The sequence below is a fragment of the Psychrobacter pacificensis genome (assembly GCF_018336615.1).
GTDB classification, from domain to species: Bacteria; Pseudomonadota; Gammaproteobacteria; order Pseudomonadales; family Moraxellaceae; genus Psychrobacter; species Psychrobacter pacificensis.
The window spans coordinates 352,818-369,955 of record NZ_CP048752.1 but is presented as its reverse complement, the minus strand read 5'-3'; the positions used below and the strand labels follow the sequence as shown (position 1 = coordinate 369,955).

Here is a 17,138-nt window from a genome sequence, read left to right as displayed (position 1 = left end):
TGCGTCTGCTATTTTTTTATCACCGATAGCGACGTCAGCAAACGCACCCCACTTATCCTAATACGGTATGTTCGTTACGCTGTGGCGTAAAAAGTCTCGCCAGCGGCTGCCATATCGCGAATCTTCTGCGGCGCTTCATAAGCTTTGCCAAGGTGTGCGTATTTTTCGCATAGTGCCAAGTAGTTATCGAGACCCATTTGGTCGATATAACGACAAGGACCACCGCGGAATGGCGGGAAACCGACGCCCATAATCATCGCCATGTCAGCCTCGGCAGGCGTGCTGACGATGTTGTCTTCTAGGCAGCGAACCGTTTCGTTGCAGAAAGCCAGCATAGTGCGGTCGATGATGGTTTGATCATCAAACTCTTTTTTGTCGCTATCTGTCGTGGTTTTAAGTAGCTCATAAGTGGCGTCGTCAGCGACTTTCTTTGGCTTACCGCGCTTGTCAGTTTCATATTTATAGAAACCTACGCCGTTTTTCTGACCGAGACGCTCATTCTCATATAGATGCTGAATCGCCCCTTTATAGTCTGGTTTCATGCGGTCAGGGAAACCATCCGCCATCACTTCTGCGCCATGTACACCTGTATCTAGACCGACCACGTCGATTAGGTATGCAGGGCCCATTGGCCAGCCGAATTTTTCCATGACTTTATCAACATGAGCAAAGTCAGCACCTTGCTTGAGCAATAAATCAAACGCGCCAAAGTATGGGAACAAGACACGGTTGACCAAGAAACCTGGGCAGTCGTTGACCACAACTGGCACTTTACCCATTTTTGAGGCGAGTGCTACGGTAGTCGCGATGGCTTCTTCAGAAGATTTTTCACCGCGAATCACTTCAACGAGTGGCATGCGATGTACTGGGTTAAAGAAATGCATACCGACGAAGTTTTCTGGGCGCTCAAGCACTTCTGCTAAATGCGTAATAGAGATCGTTGAAGTATTCGAAGCCAAAATCGCGTCTTCTTTGACTAAGCCTTCGACTTCTTTGAGTACCGCGTGCTTCACTTTTGGATTTTCTACGACCGCTTCGATGACGATATCAGTCTCGCTAAAGTCGCCATAGTTCAAAGTAGGACGGATGCGGCTTAAGGTTTCACCCATTTTCGCTGGGGTCATCTTCTTACGTTCAACCATTTTACCAAGCAGTTTGCTGGCTTCACCCATACCAAGATCTAATTGCTCAGACTTGATATCTTTCATGATAATTGGCAAGCCTTTGCTGGCCGCTTGATACGCGATACCGCCACCCATGATACCAGCGCCTAGCACAGCGGCTTCATTGATATCATGTGCAAGCTTGCTGTGTTTTTTGGCCAGTTTTTTGACTAGCTGATCGTTTAAGAATAGACCAACCAAGCTCTCTGCTTGCGGGGTTTTGGCCGCTTTGGCAAAGCCAGCAGCTTCAACTTCAATCGCTTTGTCACGTGGTAGGTTGACGTGCTTTTCAATCGCTTCAATAGCAAGAGCTGGTGCTGGGTACTGCTTAGGATTGGCTTTAGCGAAAATAGCACCTTTGGCACTATTAAATGCCATGGCTTGCTCAAGCTGGTTTAGCTTAACAGGAGCCAGTTTTTCTTCACGTTTTGCTTGCCAATCAAGCTCACCTGAGATACATTTTTTGACCAAATCAATGGCTGCATCTTGCAAGTCGTCAGCTGGTACGGTTGCATCAACCAAGCCGAGTTTTAGCGCATCAAGTGGTTTTTTTGGTGTGCCAGTGGCGATAAGCTCAAGCGCGTTATCGATACCAATGATACGCGTACTACGAACCGTACCACCGAAGCCTGGGAAGATACCTAGCTGAGTTTCTGGTAGACCGATAATCGCTTTGTCACTCATGACGCGGTATTCACAAACCAAGGTCATTTCACAGCCGCCGCCCATTGCCGCGCCATTGATGGCAGCCACTTTCGGGAATGGCAAATCTTCAAAACGATTGAAAGCGTCATTGATATGAACGACCCAATCTTTGATCTCGCTTTCTGATTTTTTGAAAGAAGCCACAAACTCTGTGATATCAGCACCAGCGATAAACACGCCTTTGCCTGAAGTGACGATAAGACCTTTGACGTCGTCCGCTTTTTCTAAAGCAGTAACGGCTTCACCAAACTGTTTGTTGGTTTCGGCATCAAATTTGTTCACGCTCTCATTTTCGGCGTTGTAGTGCATGTTGGCGATGCCATCTTCTAGCATTGTCACCGTGATGCGATTTCCTTGGTATACCATTTGAAACTCCTTTCTATATAACGAAAGCTACGTTTTGAATTAAAATAAATAGCCAGTTACTGTTAGTAAAATGGGTAATAGCACTGTGCGCCGCCTTCAAGACAAGCATCGTCATGACGACAAACCACTAGCGGGCGCACAGTGAAGGTGTCTTTATTATCCAGCGCTCATGATTTGATACTTATTTTGACGTCTCTTGTATTGTACCCCATCACACGGCGCTTCATTTATATGTTGCAAATACCGCTATTAAAATACTGACTGAGACATGGTCTAACACTGACAATTGCTGAAGTAATACGCTCAGTAAAAACCCATTACGGTCAACATCAGACCATTTTCACGTCAATTAGTGTAGGGGATTATGCCCCCAACTGTCACAAGCTAATACCATACTCGCAAGTCACTCTTAAATCACCTGTAGGCATTTACCTTATGCGCAAAGTGTTTTAGTGAATACTTGTATACTGAGCTGCTATTTTGAATGTATTCGGTCTTGCTCGTCTTTACGGTCTACCACCTCAAGGGTGATAAACCGTTGCTGTAGCCCAATTAATATAACTTACTTAGCTTGCGCTTTTATCAAAACATATTCAACCAGCAAGTGACATCAGCGATACGTAACCAAGACTTGTTGTAAGATTACGATTGTATTGCCTCGTTTTTGGATAAATCAGAGCTATAAAATGCAAAAAACAAACGATTGATACCGTGTCTCACACGAGCAATATGGCCTATCATGCTACACTAATACCGTTTTTGCCTTATCCTTAATAAGTTTTCATTGTATCCCTGATAAATGGTTGGATTATGACGGTTTCCCTTACTTCTAGCGCTATCTCTTCTGGCTTTACCCCTTTTAACGCTGTCTCTTTTCAAAGCACTGAGCAATTTCATGGTGCTGTGCGCGCGCAACTGGCAAAAGATATTGAGGTCTTGTTTGCTTATGCCAAGCTGCCTAGTCCACTGGTAGACGCCTGTCTTTATGTCATGACGGGACAAGGTAAATTGGTGCGCCCATTGATGGTTGCCAGTGCTTTTGCCAGTATTAATAGCGGTAATAGTGAACGTACAGACGAGCGCAATGACGACATCGACATGCTCAATGCTGATCTGGACTCATTGCTAGAAAACGACTCAGACTATGATATGTCGCGCCGTGCTGCATTGGCCGTAGAGCTACTACATACCTATTCGTTGGTGCATGATGATTTGCCATGTATGGATGATGACGAGCTGCGCCGTGGGCAACCGACTGCTCATATTGCCTTTGATGAAGCGACGGCACTGCTGGCAGGCGATGTATTGCAGACGCTCGCGTTTGAAGTATTGACCGCAGAGATGCCAACCTTTGCGCCATTCGATGCCAATATCGCAAGTCAGCTGCTCGCGATATTTGCGCCGCGCGCTAGACGCATGGTGTCAGGTCAGATGCTGGATCTCAATGCCGAAGCCAGTACTGATATTGTGCAAAACGATTTAGAAGCCATCCATCGTGACAAGACAGGTGCACTGATTGAAGCGGCCATGCTTATGGGCGGCGTCTGTGCTGGCGCAACTGCCCCGCAGCGTATGGCATTGCAAGAGTGCGCCCAATATATCGGTCTTGCCTTTCAAGTTCAAGACGACGTGCTAGATGTCACCATGACGACTGATACCCTTGGTAAACCTGCGGGTAGCGATGAAAAATTAGATAAATCCACCTATGTAAAGCTGATGGGGGTTGAGCAGGCGACCAGCTATGCGCAAGCGCTATTTAACGATGGACGCGCGGCTATTTCTCATGAACTAAATAGTCGTGAGCTTAGCGACAATGAAGATAACATTGGCAAAAATAATGACGCACTACTGGCACTGATTGAATGGCTGTGGTCACGTAAGAAATAACTTAATAAGCGTCATTATTCTAAAAAATAGCGAGTGGTCAACATGGACAGTAACCCTACCCCGCGCATTTACCTCGGCACTGGTGGCTATAGCGACACGGATTTGCTCGGTACGCTGTACCCACAAGGTACTAAAAAGACCGACTTTTTACGTGAATACGCCAAACAATACGGTGCAGTCGAAATAAACAGCACCTTCTATGCGCCGATTGGACAAAAGGCATTTTCGGGCATGGTGGATAAAGCCTACGTGCAAGCAGACAGCGCGCTCAAATTCGCCGTCAAGCTGCATCAAGATTTTACGCATGCGCGCAAAGGCACTGCTGAGCACGCCGAGGCATTTTTAAATGCACTATCCCCACTTATTGAAGCGGATGCGTTAGCGCCGTTACTGCTCCAGTTCCCACATGGCTTTGACCGTACTCGCGAGCATCGTCTGTACTTAGCAGAGCTTGCCAGCTGGTTTAAGGACTATCCGCTTGCCATCGAGTTTCGTCATAACGCATGGCACACGCCGCAAGTGGTCGATAGCTTTCGCGAGCAGGGGCTGATTTGGTGCAGTGTCGATTATCCCAAAGTCAGCGGGCTGCCGCCCTCGCGCCTGATATTTACCGAGCGTACCGGTTATCTAAGGATGCATGGTAATAATCTGAACTGGTGGGATGCGATGAGCGCGGCTGATCGTCATGACTACCGCTATAGTGAGGCTGAGATGCAGGACTGGGCGCAAGCGATTGCCAATCAGCGCCAGCACTTTGACACGCTTTATATTTTCTTTCAAAACACCGTCAATGCGCACGCGTACTATAATATTGCGATGCTGCGAGAAGCGCTAATAGCGCACAACTTTGACGTACTGTAGTTAACCTAAACCCTAATTTAATAAGAGCGCTATGGATTCACTCAGTCAAATCGTCTTGGGCGCGAGCGTCCAAGGGGCAGCACTTGGCAAATATCAGGGCCGCACAGCCTACCTATACGGCGCAATACTGGGTACGCTGCCTGATTTGGATGTCCTGATTAGCTACCCCGACCCCATCAGCGACATGACCTACCATCGCAGCTTTAGTCACTCTTTATTTGTCCTGACCGCAGTAGGTCTCGCCGGCGCTTGGCTGATTAGCCGCTACCACCACTGGCGCGATATGCCGCTACCTTATTCAACGCGGCGCTTAGCACTCGCCATGACGTTGGTGTTGACCACCCATCCTATCTTGGACAGCTTTACCGTCTACGGCACCCAGCTGTTTTGGCCACTCCAAGAACCTTTGCAGATGACCCCAATCAGTATTGCCTCCGTCTTTATCATTGACCCGCTCTATACCCTGCCGCTCCTGATAGCGGTAATCGTGGGCGTCATAAAAGGGTGCAAACTTGCGGTATTTAAAGCAGGGATGCTGATCAACTGTCAACGCCTTGCGGTTTGGATGCTGCTAATCAGTAGTAGTTATTTATTATTGGGCTTAGGATTAAAATACCACGCCCAATCCAAAGCTAAGCAAACCTTAAAAGCGGCTAATATCCATACGACGCGCATCAAAACCATGCCCGTCCTGCCGATGATACTCATGTGGCGTACCGTTGCCGAAGATAATGAGCATAGACTGATCGAGATACGCGGTAGTGCCTTAGATAGCCGCTTGCCTGAATATCGCTATCTGACGCAGTACGACAACGCGCAGACGCTACGCGCAAACCTGCCAGCACAAAGCCGCCCCTATGCCCAGCGTCTTGATTGGTTCTCTGGTCACTGGACAGGGTATCGCGTCCAAATGCTACCCGCCGCTTCTACTAGCGATGCAGCCGAACAGCTGGTCGTCGATGATTTGCGGATGATGGCAGGTGACACGGCTTTCTTTAGTTTTGTATTAGCGGAGAAAGCCAATGACAATGCGCAGTGGCAAGCCATCATACCGATAGACGCACCTGTCGTTGCAGTAGACAACGAACCTACACCGTCACGTTTTGAGCTGATTCAGCAAGGCTTCAAACGGGTGTTTGATGAGTCGATGGTAGATGGGGATAGTGGCTGGAAAGTGGTTGAATAAGTCGCAATAAATAGCGCCATATATTCAATGTTTAAAATACCGTCAATGCGTATGTTTATTGTAGTACTGTAACGATACGTGATGCGTTCGGTAGGTCTGGGTTTGAAGCGTTACGAGTCAAAACTCAATTTCTTTATTAAGTAATATTTTAAGTACTGTCAATCTACGGAGTATTAAATGATACCAAACTACAGGGATAATAAGTTTCAGTGCCCTCATTGCAATACTGTTGCGACCCAAGAATGGTTTGATGCTGATGATGCTGGAAGTGCAGCGATCAATATTATTAATCATCTGTATCTCAACTACAGATCAAGTATCGAAAGTTTTTATCAAAAAACCATCGTTCAATTCTTGAATGTAATTGATAATGAATTTCAAAAAAACCTTTATCAATTTTGTCCTAAAGGATTTTCAGTGGCAACATGTTCTTCGTGTGAAGAGTTTACATTATGGGTGAATGAAGAAATTGTTTATCCTAAAAAAACTACAGTTCCACCACCTAATGAAGACTTAGATGCAGATATTAAAGCACTTTATATTGAGGCTAGTAACATTTTAATAGACTCTCCAAAAGGTTCTACAGCCTTGTTGCGTTTGGCACTACAAAAACTATTAACACAAATAGGAAAAAGTGGAAAAAATATTAATAATGATATAAAAAATTTAGTAGCAGAAGGTTTAAGTCCTAAAATACAGCAAGCTTTAGACTTACTAAGAGTAGTAGGGAATAATGCCGTACATCCTGGGCAGATAAACTTAGATGATAATGCAGAAGTAGCCGAGAAGTTATTCAGTATTTTAAACTTTATTGCAGACGAGCTCATTACTAAGCCCAAAGAACTAGAGAGTTTGTATGCAGACTTAATTCCGCCTGATACACAAGAACATATTAAGACTAGAGATAAGAAATAGCATCTAAACTAAAAAAGGACACCCACCGCGTCCTTTTTTCACATCACCCCACGCCAATCACATAGATTCAGGCACAGACACCGCCTTCATATACCAACCTGCACTCACAAATAACAACACCGCCAGCGCCGCGCATTGCATGACCGTCAATTCCTGTGAACAGCTGCCACACACTGAGCAGTCCAAGGGTCATCAAAAACACATTAAATAGCGTCATTACTATCGGTGAGTAGTCAGGAAACGCCCGCATCCCTACCAAGTTGCTAAATATCATAAGGCATAGATTAATGACCGACAGTGTCAAAATAGCAAGTACAGCAATGCGCGCTTTGTTCACGAGCTCCCTCCGTGTTAATTCCATTTTTTATTGAAAATCATTATAGCGCTGCTGAACATTTTTTTCTGATAAAGGTTCGCTGGCGATCACTTACTTTCTGTAATGCATCGATAAAGTGTTCTAAAAATACCCGCAATTTTATCTCGCCCACAAAAAAAGAGCACCAAACGGTACCCTTTTTTGTATCAAAACTTAATCATTAAAACAGGGTTGTTAAAGATTACTCTTCAACGCCTGCGTCTTGACCTTTATATTTTGCGTTTGCGTAGTCCCAGTTTACGAGCTTGTCTAGGAAGGTATCTACGTAGTCAGGACGACGGTTACGGTAATCTACATAGTACGCGTGTTCCCATACATCACAAGTCAATACAGCGACTTGGTCGTGTGCCAATGGGGTATCAGCGTTAGCAGTTTTGGCGATTGATAGTTTGCCACCCACTTTATCAGCGACTAGCCATGCCCAACCTGAACCGAACTGAGTCAATGCTGCGTTTTTGAACTCTTCACGGAACTTGTCATAGCTACCGAAATCTTCTTCGATTTTTGCTTTTAGATCGCCAGTAGGCTCGCCGCCGCCGTTGGTTGGCGTCATGCAGTTCCAGTAGAACGTGTGGTTCCATACTTGAGCGGCTTGGTTGAACATACCTTGCTTGCTGTCATCTTTAGCAGTCGCTTTGATGATTTCTGGTAAGGTTTTGTCTTCTAAACCAGAACCTGGTAGTAGCTCATTTAACTTGTTTACGTAAGCAGCATGATGCTTGTCATGATGATATTCTAGCGTCTCGGCACTGATATGTGGCTCTAGCGCGTCTTTTGCATATGGGAGATCTGGTAAAGTAATATTTGACATAATTATTTTATCCTTGCTTATTTGTCCACTCATACTACTGTCTCTCTAAATACAGACATACCTAAAATAGATACGCCTTAAGAATAGAAACACTTGGTATCGAGCTAAATTGGCTGAGTTGATTGTTTGAAGTGAATGTTATCGCTTAATACACGTGATTGCTTAACACTGTATCACGTATTATTATGAATCCAAAATTAACCTAGCTGTTATTGTTCGTCCAAAAGCCAAGTGTTTGACTCTATAGACTTATATTAACTTAATATTCACAAGCTATAAGATATATTTCACTGTAGCTTGGTCACTATTATAACAACAGCCCCTAATAATATCAGTTACCAAATGTTATAGCTCGTATATTCTGCATCGTCACTGGTTATTTATTCAACGATGACCTTTTACCTCGTCAAACCCTATGCCATCAGTACTAACATCGTTATCGAGGTCGATCTTATAGCATCTATAAAAATGCCAAAAGTTAAAGCTCGGCTAATTCATTCATATTTTTTATATAACGGAACGACCCTATGAGCACTACCGATACCGTACAACTTGCTCCCCAATCAACCTCTAATAACCAGTGGGTGCTGGCCAGCAATAACAAAGGCAAACTGGCTGAGTTTAAACGGCTATTTGCCGAAGCGAACTTGGACGTGACGATTGTCCCGCAAGGTCAGCTCAATATCGACGATGCGATAGAAGATGGGCTCAGCTTTGTCGAAAACGCCATTATCAAAGCCCGTCATGCCAGCCGTCTGAGCGGCTTGCCTGCGATTGCTGATGACTCAGGACTGTGCGTGCCTGTACTCGGTAATGCCCCCGGCATCTACTCGGCGCGCTATGCTGGCGAGCACGGTAACGATGACAAAAACAACGCCAAGCTCATTGCTGACTTGCAACCATTACGCACGACCCAGCCTGACACACCGATTGAGGGTATGTTCGTTTGCGTGCTGGCTATGGTGCGTCATGCAGATGACCCGCTACCCATTATTGCTCAAGGCTTATGGCGCGGTGAGATCTTAGACGCACCGCATGGCGACGGCGGTTTTGGCTATGATCCATTGTTTTGGTTGCCTAATCTACAAGCCAGTGCGGCAAGCCTAAGCGCGGCTGATAAAAATCGTCTCAGTCATCGGGGGCAGGCTATTCAGCAATTATTGGCACAACTGCCTTTATAGATTCTCTTATAAAAATTTTATAGGTTCTCTTGTAAAATAAGTGCGCTTGTCATCGCAAAAAACCTTAGAAACCCTGCCGTCAAAGAGATAATTTTTACTTTAATAAGCAGATAGATTATACTGTTCTACTTTTAAAATTTTGTTGAAGGCCGTTATTTGCCTGTATAATTCACCAAAAAGCGTTATTATGCGGTGCATTAACGGTTTATAACTGATATTTGGTAACCCTTGCAACTTCGACAGTGTCACCCTTTAGTATCAGCGGCGATTGCTACTGGTGCTGATTTTGAAGTGGCGGGCTTATCATTATCCCCTATTTATTCCAGCGGCAACCGTCGTACACGCCCGTAATTTGAGGCACGGTTTGTCTATTACCATTTAACCCTAAGTACTATCTCATTAATCAAACGTACTACTTAATCCTAAAGGTGTAATGAACATGGCTACAGATTTGCAAGTCACAACCAACAAGCTATCTAATAAAGAGACTCAGCTGACGGTTAAAGTACCCGTTGAAAAAATTCAAAACAAAGTAGAAGGCCGCATCAGCCAAGTGGCGAAAACCGCTAAAATCGACGGTTTCCGTAAAGGCAAAGTGCCAATGTCGCACATCCGCTCACAGTACGGTGCGGGCATCCAGCAAGAAGTGATCAACGATGTGATCCGTGATACGGTCTTTGAAGCGATCAAATCTGAAGACATCCGCGCGGTTGGCATGCCAAACATCGACGACGTCAAACTTGAAGACGATTTCTTGGTATATCAAGCCACCGTTGAAATCTTCCCAGAAATCGACGTACAAGGTATCGATGAAATCGAAGTTGAGCGTCACACGGCAACCGTCAGCGACGAAGACGTCGACACCATGATCGAAAACCTGCAAAAGCAGCGTCAAGAGTACGTTGAGAAAAAAGGTAAAGCGACTAAAGATACTCAGGTCACTTTCGACTTTGAAGGTTCAATCGACGGCGAGAAGTTTGAAGGCGGTAGCGCTGAAGACTTCAAACTAGTCATCGGTAGCGGCCAGATGATTCCAGGCTTTGAAGACGGTATCAAAGGCATGAAAGCTGGCGAAGAAAAAATTATCGATGTGACTTTCCCAGAAGATTATCAAGCCGAAAACTTAGCAGGTAAAGAAGCTCAGTTCAAGATCAACGTAAAATTGGTTGAAAAACCTAAGTTACCTGAGATCGATGAAGAGTTCCTTGAGCTATTTGGCGTGACTGAAGGCGGCGTAGACAAACTAAAAGAAGATGTGCGCAAAAATATGGAACGCGAAATCAAGAACGCCGCGCGTAGCCAAGTGAAGCAAGCGACTTTTGATGCATTGCTAGAAAAGAACGAGTTTGACGTACCAAGCGCCATGCTAGAGCAAGAAATCGAGCGTCAACGCAATATGATGATGCAACGTTTTTCTCAGCAGTTTGGTGCGAGCGCTGATAGCTTTGATAAAGACATGCTGCCAAATGAGCTGTTTGAAGAGCAAGCGCTACGTGCAGCCCGTCTTGGTATCATCGTTGCCCGTGTTATCGACACCGAAGGTCTAGAAGTGGATCAAGAGCGTGTTGAAACCTTCATCAAAGAAGCGGCTGAAAACTACGAAGATCCAGCGGAAGTGATCGAGTACTACACCAATGACAAGCAGCAACGCGCTAACATTGAGTCTGTGGTACTAGAAGACCAAGTAGTAGATTACTTGATCAGCCAAGGCAAAGTGACTGACAAAGAAGTCAGCTACCAAGATTTGCTAGCGGCTCAGCAGCAACAGCAGCAAGGTATGTAATCTAGACTGAGCGCTGTATGCTGTTAAACCATAACACCACACAGCACGCTTGTTCTACATATCAAAAAATACGGCCCCGATTGATGATCGGGGCCGTATTTTTTTGTGCACGCTCAATGGCTTTTTTGATTAACCAATCGCTAGCATGGTCGTTACGCAAGACGTATCAGCTAAAACTACGCTCAAAGTCTTGCAATAATACACCCTATACTAGAGCAGGTACAAACACCGCACCCAGTCCGAGTACAACCAGACCACGCTGTAACCATAAGTTATTACCTAGGCGCTGCTGTAGCTGCTGGCTGACCAACGTACCAACTGCATATAGCGCCAGCATCGTCACTAGCATCCCTGCATAAAAACCCAACTGACCACTTACGCCAGCATTCGCTGGTACTTCAAGTGCATGTGCCAATCCATGAAAGACCGCCAAACCACCAAAACCAAACAACGATAGTTGCTGGATGCTTGGCGTGTGCGCTGGCTGCGTACGCGCTGAAAAAGCTTCTTGTCGACTCTTATCACTCATCAAAATCAGAGCCAATACGACCACTGATAGCGATATGGCAATCTCAATCCATCCAGATGATGCCGCAAACCCAACACCGCCAACCAACACCCCAATAGTGCCCAATACGGCCCCTAGTGATAATCCAGCTGTCAATGACATCATACCTAGGCGCTGCTTTTGTAGTCCATAAAACAACATGCCCATACCGACTGCCAAAAACAGATGATCAAGACCCGTCACTGGATGCATCAGTCCCGCTTGCAATGTGCCCAAAAACGAAGGCGCTTGTATAGTAGCCGAGTGAAGATGACCCGAATGTGCCTGTGCCAACGACGGTACCATTGTAAAGGTTGCAAGCGTCATTGAAGCCGCTGCTATTTTTCGAGAAGATAAAGCCTGTGAAAAACGGGCTTTATGACCGTGATGCTCTTTTGTATGTTGTGTCATGGGGCTGATTCCTTATGATGAATATTTTAATGATTGATGAGGGGCTATTGGTTAAGCGAGCATACCGTGCTCTTTGATAAAGGCAATAATTTCATCCAGACCATCACCGGTTTTCATATTGCTAAAGACAAAAGGCTTATCGCCACGCATTTTTTTGGCATCGCGCTCCATCACCTCAAGCGATGCGCCAACCATTGGGGCAAGATCGGTTTTATTGATGATTAATAAATCTGACTTGGTGATACCAGGGCCCCCTTTACGAGGTATCTTATCACCCGCTGAGACGTCAATGACATATAAGGTCAAATCAGACAGCTCTGGGCTAAAGGTCGCGGCAAGATTGTCACCACCCGACTCAATGATAATCAATTCTAGGCCCTCAAAGGTTTCTTGCAACTCGGCAATGGTCGTCAGGTTGATCGACGCATCTTCACGAATCGCGGTATGCGGACAGCCGCCCGTTTCTACGCCGCGAATACGTTCAGCGGGCATCGCATTATTGCGTGTCAAAAACTGCGAATCTTCTTTGGTATAAATATCATTGGTGACAACTGCCATATTGATCGTATCACGCAAGTTTTGACACAATTTTAGGGTCAAAGCGGTCTTACCACTGCCGACTGGCCCGCCGATGCCGAGGCGTAAGCAGGATAAAGAAGCAGGCGGATTTGACTGGTCATTATCAATATGTGAGTCAGGTGTAGATTGGGTGCTTTTTGGTTTGATCGGGGTTAGAGACATGGTAAGCTCCTTAAATGTTTCATATAGGAATAGTGATAAATAGAGATAAAGGTACAGTTATGAGCGGAACAACCGGCTGTATTGCTCCTCATGCATACTTGAGAGAATCGCCAAATTGGGCAAGCTATTAGAAATATTGAGCCTGTCATAGAGGTCTTCGCACAGCTTTTGACAACCCTGATGTTCACTCATATTGAGCGTGTCGGTCGCGTTTGATGACGTGATTACGTCCTCAAAGGCTTGCTGTATGCTATCGCTCAGCGCTCCAACTTCAGAGCCAAGATCACTTTGCAGCTGCCACAAGATACGCTGACCCGCCATTTGCCCGAGTGGTACGGTCTTGACAGCAGCGAGCACCATATTTTCCAATTGAGCAAATCCATAGGTGGTCATCGACTGCATGAGTGGCAGCTGCCAATGCTGGGCAATGTGAGCAAAAAGTGGTAAATAACCATCATCAGGTATCTCAGCAGGTATACCAAGATTCAGTACCTCGTTGAGCCAAGATACCATCGCTTGTGCCAACTGCTGCGACTCTAGTATAAACTCTTTACTCTCAAGGCCTGCATGATAATCATGTGCCAGATTTGCCGCTAGCGCTTCATGACCTTGATCAAGCGCACACATGATCAGTGCCAATATAGGTAGCTCGTAGCCAATGACAGCCAGCGCAAGATAGTCTTGCATAAAGGTAAGCGTACTGGCTTCATCAGAGATAATGCCTGACTCAATCGCTGACTCTACGCCTTGTGAGTAGGTATAGCTACCAATCGGCAAGTTACTAGAGGCCAGCATCAACATCTGCCCAAGTTGGACAGACTGAGTAGGCTGAGTACTGCCATCAACCATCATTTGAGTGACCTATAGACGCATTATGTTGGCTGTGGCTGTCATCATGGCTATGCGCGTCATTATGCGAATGCGTATGAGCGTGAGAATGGCTATGCGAATGCCCGTGTCCTGTCTGATAAGCACCCGTTTCAGGCTCAAACGGCACTGATGCAGACTCAGTATTTAGCCCAAGATTTTCTAGCATTTGTGCCAGTACATGATCGTTTTCAAAATACAGCGCGTACCCTGCTGCACTGTGCTCAAACATCAACGGCACATGGCGATTGCCCAAATGATACGCGCCTTTCATTAATAAAAAATCATCGGCTGCCATCACTTTGGTCACCGCTTGCGGCTTGGCAATAACTTGCATTAACTCCCCTGCGGCATTGGTGAGGACGTCATCTCCTTTTAAGACACCAGTACGCGGCAAATCGATACCGACCGCCTCCCCTGAAACTGTCACAGCTCGAAATCGCGAATGCTGACGAGTATCAAAGTCCAAAAGCAGATAGTCATCCGCTTGGCGCTGGGCAGTCAATTGCGCTTGTTGGATATCACTTAAGGTAGGGAGACGGGTATTAAATATTTTCATAAATATAATGCTCTGTTTACTGTGGCTCAAATGATTGAATAATAGTATTGATAATAAAAGTGCCCAAAATGGCTGTCAGCAATCAATGAGAAGATCACGCCAAAACCAGCTCTCTATAAGCCTGTGACACGCTTTTTAAGACAGCCTTTAGCCGTTTGTCTTTAAATCTTAAAATAAAAATCAGAATAAAAAATAACGCTGTGCCATGGGCAGTACCTCAGCAGGCTCACAGGTAAGCGTTTTGCCATCGGCACGTACTTCGTAGGTCTCAGGATTGATGTCCATATCTGGGCAGTAGCTGTTGAGGCGCATATCGCTTTTGCGAATCTCACGTATCCCGTGGACAGGCTGAATCACTTTGGTCAGTCCAAGCTGCTTATCGACTTGTTTGTCTATCGCCGCTTGCGACATAAAAGTGATACTGGTTTGAGCGACTGACTTTGGATACGACGCAAACATAGGACGATAATGCACAGGCTGAGGGGTGGGAATAGAGGCGTTGATATCGCCCATCGGTACCGCAGCGATCAGGCCGCCTTTGATGATGCATTCAGGTTTTACCCCAAAAAACTTGGGCGACCACAGCACCATATCCGCCCATTTACCCACTTCAATGGAGCCGACCATATCGCTAATACCATGCGTAATCGCAGGATTTATCGTATATTTTGCGATATAGCGTTTGATGCGAAAGTTATCATTGTCCGCGCTTTGATCGTAGTCGGTCAGAGTAATATGCTGCGCTTGATGCTCTGTTTGTGCTGTCGCATCTGGAGCCAGATGACCACGCTGAACTTTCATTTTGTGCGCCGTCTGCCATGTGCGAATGACCACTTCACCCACGCGCCCCATCGCTTGTGAGTCACTACTCATCATCGAGATAGCACCCAAATCGTGCAAGATGTCTTCAGCCGCGATGGTTTCTTGACGAATGCGGCTTTCGGCAAATGCTACGTCCTCAGCGATAGCAGGGCTTAAATGATGACAAACCATGAGCATATCGAGGTGCTCGTCAATAGTATTGACGGTATAAGGCCTAGTAGGATTGGTGGAAGATGGCAGCACATGCGACTCGCCAATGGCCTTTAGAATATCAGGCGCATGGCCACCACCTGCCCCTTCAGTATGAAAGGTATGAATACAGCGGTTTTTAAATGCGCCAAGCGTACTCTCAAGATAGCCACTTTCATTTAACGTGTCAGTATGAATCGCAACTTGCACATCATAGTCGTCAGCAACGCTCAGACAATTATCAATAGCTTGCGGCGTCGTACCCCAATCTTCATGTAGCTTGAGTCCGACGGCACCTGCTTCGATTTGCTCAGCAATTGGAGTGGGCACACTCACATTGCCTTTACCCAATAGCCCAATATTCATAGGGATACTATCGGTAGATTGTAGCATTGAGGCAATATGATATGCCCCCGGCGTACAAGTAGTCGCGAGCGTACCTTGGGCAGGGCCTGTGCCACCGCCTAACATCGTGGTCACCCCCGACATCAGCGCTGTCTCACACTGCTGAGGCGCGATAAAGTGAATATGACTATCGACGCCGCCTGCGGTGAGGATTTTGCCTTCACCAGCGATGATTTCGGTCGCGCCGCCAATCGGAATATCGATGGCAGGCTGGATATCAGGATTACCCGCTTTACCAATCGCGCTGATACGGCCATTTTTGATACCGATATCGGCTTTGTAGATACCCGTATAATCTACAACCAGCGCATTGGTAATCACGGTATCTGCAACTTCCGCGCCCAGCAGTTGCCCTTGACCCATACCATCACGGATGACTTTGCCGCCGCCAAATTTGACTTCTTCACCCTTAATCTCGGTAGTATGGCTAGTACCTTTATCACTTTGTGACGTATTCGCTTGGTCAATAGCAGTATCTTTATGGCTGGTTAAATCCGCCTCAACCTGTAGCCAAAGCTCAGTATCAGCGAGACGCACTTTATCGCCGGTAGTCGGACCAAAATGCTCTGCATAAATCTGCCGACTCACCCGCTTTTGCGAAGTATCCAGTTGCTTTTCATCGGTCTTATCTGGTTGAACCGCGCCCATGACACGACCTGCAAAACCATATACTTCCTGCTTGCCCGCATAAGCCACCAATTCTACCTCTCGCGACTGCCCCGGCTCAAAACGAACTGCCGTGCCAGAGATGATATTTAGGCGATACCCACGGGTCTGCTCTCTATCAAAGCTCAGCGCATCATTGACTTCATAAAAGTGATAATGCGAGCCGATTTGGATCGGTCTATCGCCAGTATTACTCACACTGATGGTCTGTACTTGTCGTCCTTGGTTTAGGATAATGTCACCATCTTGGATGTTATATTCGCCTGCTTGCATGGGAGCCGCCTTATGTTGGAGTGATCATTTAGTGATAGACAGAACTATACGATGGGATTGTGTACCGTGACCAATTTGGTACCATCAGGGAAGGTCGCCTCAATTTGCACTTCATCGACCATCTCAGCCACCCCTTCCATGACATCATCGGCAGACAGGTAAGTAGCCCCTTCACTCATTAATTCAGCCACTCTTTTGCCATCTCTAGCCCCTTCCATCAGCAGCATACTGATATAAGCGATGGCTTCGGGGTAATTGAGCTTAACGCCTCGGTTTTTGCGGCGCTCAGCCACCATGCCAGCGGTAAATAGCATGAGCTTGTCTTTTTCTGTTGGCGTCAGATGCATGGCAAATCCTTATTTTATTTATTATAAAAGTTATAGCAGATTATCAGGTCGTGTGGCTTAGCTATGAAAAACCGTAG

General features: G+C 46.1%; 15 protein-coding genes. 6 read left to right on the top strand and 9 right to left on the bottom strand.

Annotated features, from left to right (window positions below):
* Nucleotides 1-74: 74 nt before the first annotated feature.
* The gene (fadB, locus tag GYK50_RS01635; protein ID WP_071002891.1) at nucleotides 75-2,234 is read right to left on the bottom strand and encodes a fatty acid oxidation complex subunit alpha FadB; all 2,160 of its coding nucleotides are present in this window, start codon (nucleotides 2,232-2,234) and stop codon (nucleotides 75-77) included.
* 810 nt (nucleotides 2,235-3,044) lie between these two features.
* Here fadB and GYK50_RS01630 point away from each other — a divergent pair.
* The 4 genes from GYK50_RS01630 (at nucleotide 3,045) to GYK50_RS01615 (ending at nucleotide 7,083) form a co-directional block, all read left to right on the top strand.
* Nucleotides 3,045-4,121, top strand: a complete 1,077-nt coding sequence (locus GYK50_RS01630) for a polyprenyl synthetase family protein (protein ID WP_212564126.1) — start codon at nucleotides 3,045-3,047, stop codon at nucleotides 4,119-4,121.
* Nucleotides 4,122-4,163: 42 nt separating this feature from the next.
* Nucleotides 4,164-4,982: a DUF72 domain-containing protein gene (locus GYK50_RS01625; protein WP_212564125.1), complete on the top strand. Its 819-nt coding sequence runs from the start codon at nucleotides 4,164-4,166 to the stop codon at nucleotides 4,980-4,982.
* A gap of 31 nt (nucleotides 4,983-5,013) precedes the next feature.
* Nucleotides 5,014-6,168, top strand: a complete 1,155-nt coding sequence (locus GYK50_RS01620) for a metal-dependent hydrolase (RefSeq protein WP_212564124.1) — start codon at nucleotides 5,014-5,016, stop codon at nucleotides 6,166-6,168.
* A 177-nt stretch (nucleotides 6,169-6,345) separates the two neighbouring features.
* The gene (locus tag GYK50_RS01615) at nucleotides 6,346-7,083 is read left to right on the top strand and encodes a DUF4145 domain-containing protein (RefSeq protein ID WP_212564123.1); all 738 of its coding nucleotides are present in this window, start codon (nucleotides 6,346-6,348) and stop codon (nucleotides 7,081-7,083) included.
* A 67-nt stretch (nucleotides 7,084-7,150) separates the two neighbouring features.
* Here the strand turns inward: GYK50_RS01615 and GYK50_RS01610 are convergent, their stop codons facing one another.
* Both GYK50_RS01610 and GYK50_RS01605 read right to left on the bottom strand, forming a co-directional pair.
* On the bottom strand, nucleotides 7,151-7,420 hold the full coding sequence (locus GYK50_RS01610; RefSeq protein WP_212564122.1) for a DUF8051 family protein: 270 nt from the start codon (nucleotides 7,418-7,420) through the stop codon (nucleotides 7,151-7,153).
* Nucleotides 7,421-7,640: 220 nt separating this feature from the next.
* Nucleotides 7,641-8,270, bottom strand: coding sequence for a superoxide dismutase (locus tag GYK50_RS01605; protein WP_075107319.1), 630 nt, complete (start codon nucleotides 8,268-8,270; stop codon nucleotides 7,641-7,643).
* A 527-nt stretch (nucleotides 8,271-8,797) separates the two neighbouring features.
* On the opposite strand from GYK50_RS01605, the gene rdgB reads away from it, so the two are divergent.
* A complete protein-coding gene (rdgB, locus tag GYK50_RS01600) occupies nucleotides 8,798-9,451 on the top strand; it encodes an RdgB/HAM1 family non-canonical purine NTP pyrophosphatase (protein ID WP_212564121.1) in 654 nt (217 codons plus the stop codon).
* A gap of 439 nt (nucleotides 9,452-9,890) precedes the next feature.
* Complete coding sequence (tig, locus tag GYK50_RS01595) at nucleotides 9,891-11,234, top strand: trigger factor (protein ID WP_186473528.1); 1,344 nt, start codon at nucleotides 9,891-9,893, stop codon at nucleotides 11,232-11,234.
* A gap of 205 nt (nucleotides 11,235-11,439) precedes the next feature.
* Here the strand turns inward: tig and GYK50_RS01590 are convergent, their stop codons facing one another.
* The 6 genes from GYK50_RS01590 to ureA form a co-directional block, all read right to left on the bottom strand.
* Nucleotides 11,440-12,192, bottom strand: a complete 753-nt coding sequence (locus GYK50_RS01590; protein WP_212564120.1) for a HupE/UreJ family protein — start codon at nucleotides 12,190-12,192, stop codon at nucleotides 11,440-11,442.
* Between the two features lie 51 nt (nucleotides 12,193-12,243).
* On the bottom strand, nucleotides 12,244-12,933 hold the full coding sequence (gene ureG, locus GYK50_RS01585; RefSeq protein WP_212564119.1) for an urease accessory protein UreG: 690 nt from the start codon (nucleotides 12,931-12,933) through the stop codon (nucleotides 12,244-12,246).
* 57 nt (nucleotides 12,934-12,990) lie between these two features.
* The gene (locus tag GYK50_RS01580) at nucleotides 12,991-13,785 is read right to left on the bottom strand and encodes an urease accessory protein UreF (RefSeq protein ID WP_420070464.1); all 795 of its coding nucleotides are present in this window, start codon (nucleotides 13,783-13,785) and stop codon (nucleotides 12,991-12,993) included.
* On the bottom strand, nucleotides 13,775-14,359 hold the full coding sequence (ureE, locus tag GYK50_RS01575) for an urease accessory protein UreE (RefSeq protein WP_212564118.1): 585 nt from the start codon (nucleotides 14,357-14,359) through the stop codon (nucleotides 13,775-13,777). Before ureE ends, GYK50_RS01580 begins: the two co-directional genes overlap by 11 nt.
* 180 nt (nucleotides 14,360-14,539) lie before the next feature.
* Entirely contained in the window at nucleotides 14,540-16,714 is a 2,175-nt protein-coding gene (ureC, locus tag GYK50_RS01570; RefSeq protein WP_212564117.1) for an urease subunit alpha, read from the bottom strand.
* A gap of 44 nt (nucleotides 16,715-16,758) precedes the next feature.
* Complete coding sequence (ureA, locus tag GYK50_RS01565) at nucleotides 16,759-17,061, bottom strand: urease subunit gamma (protein ID WP_057761815.1); 303 nt, start codon at nucleotides 17,059-17,061, stop codon at nucleotides 16,759-16,761.
* Between the last annotated feature and the right edge of the window lie 77 nt (nucleotides 17,062-17,138).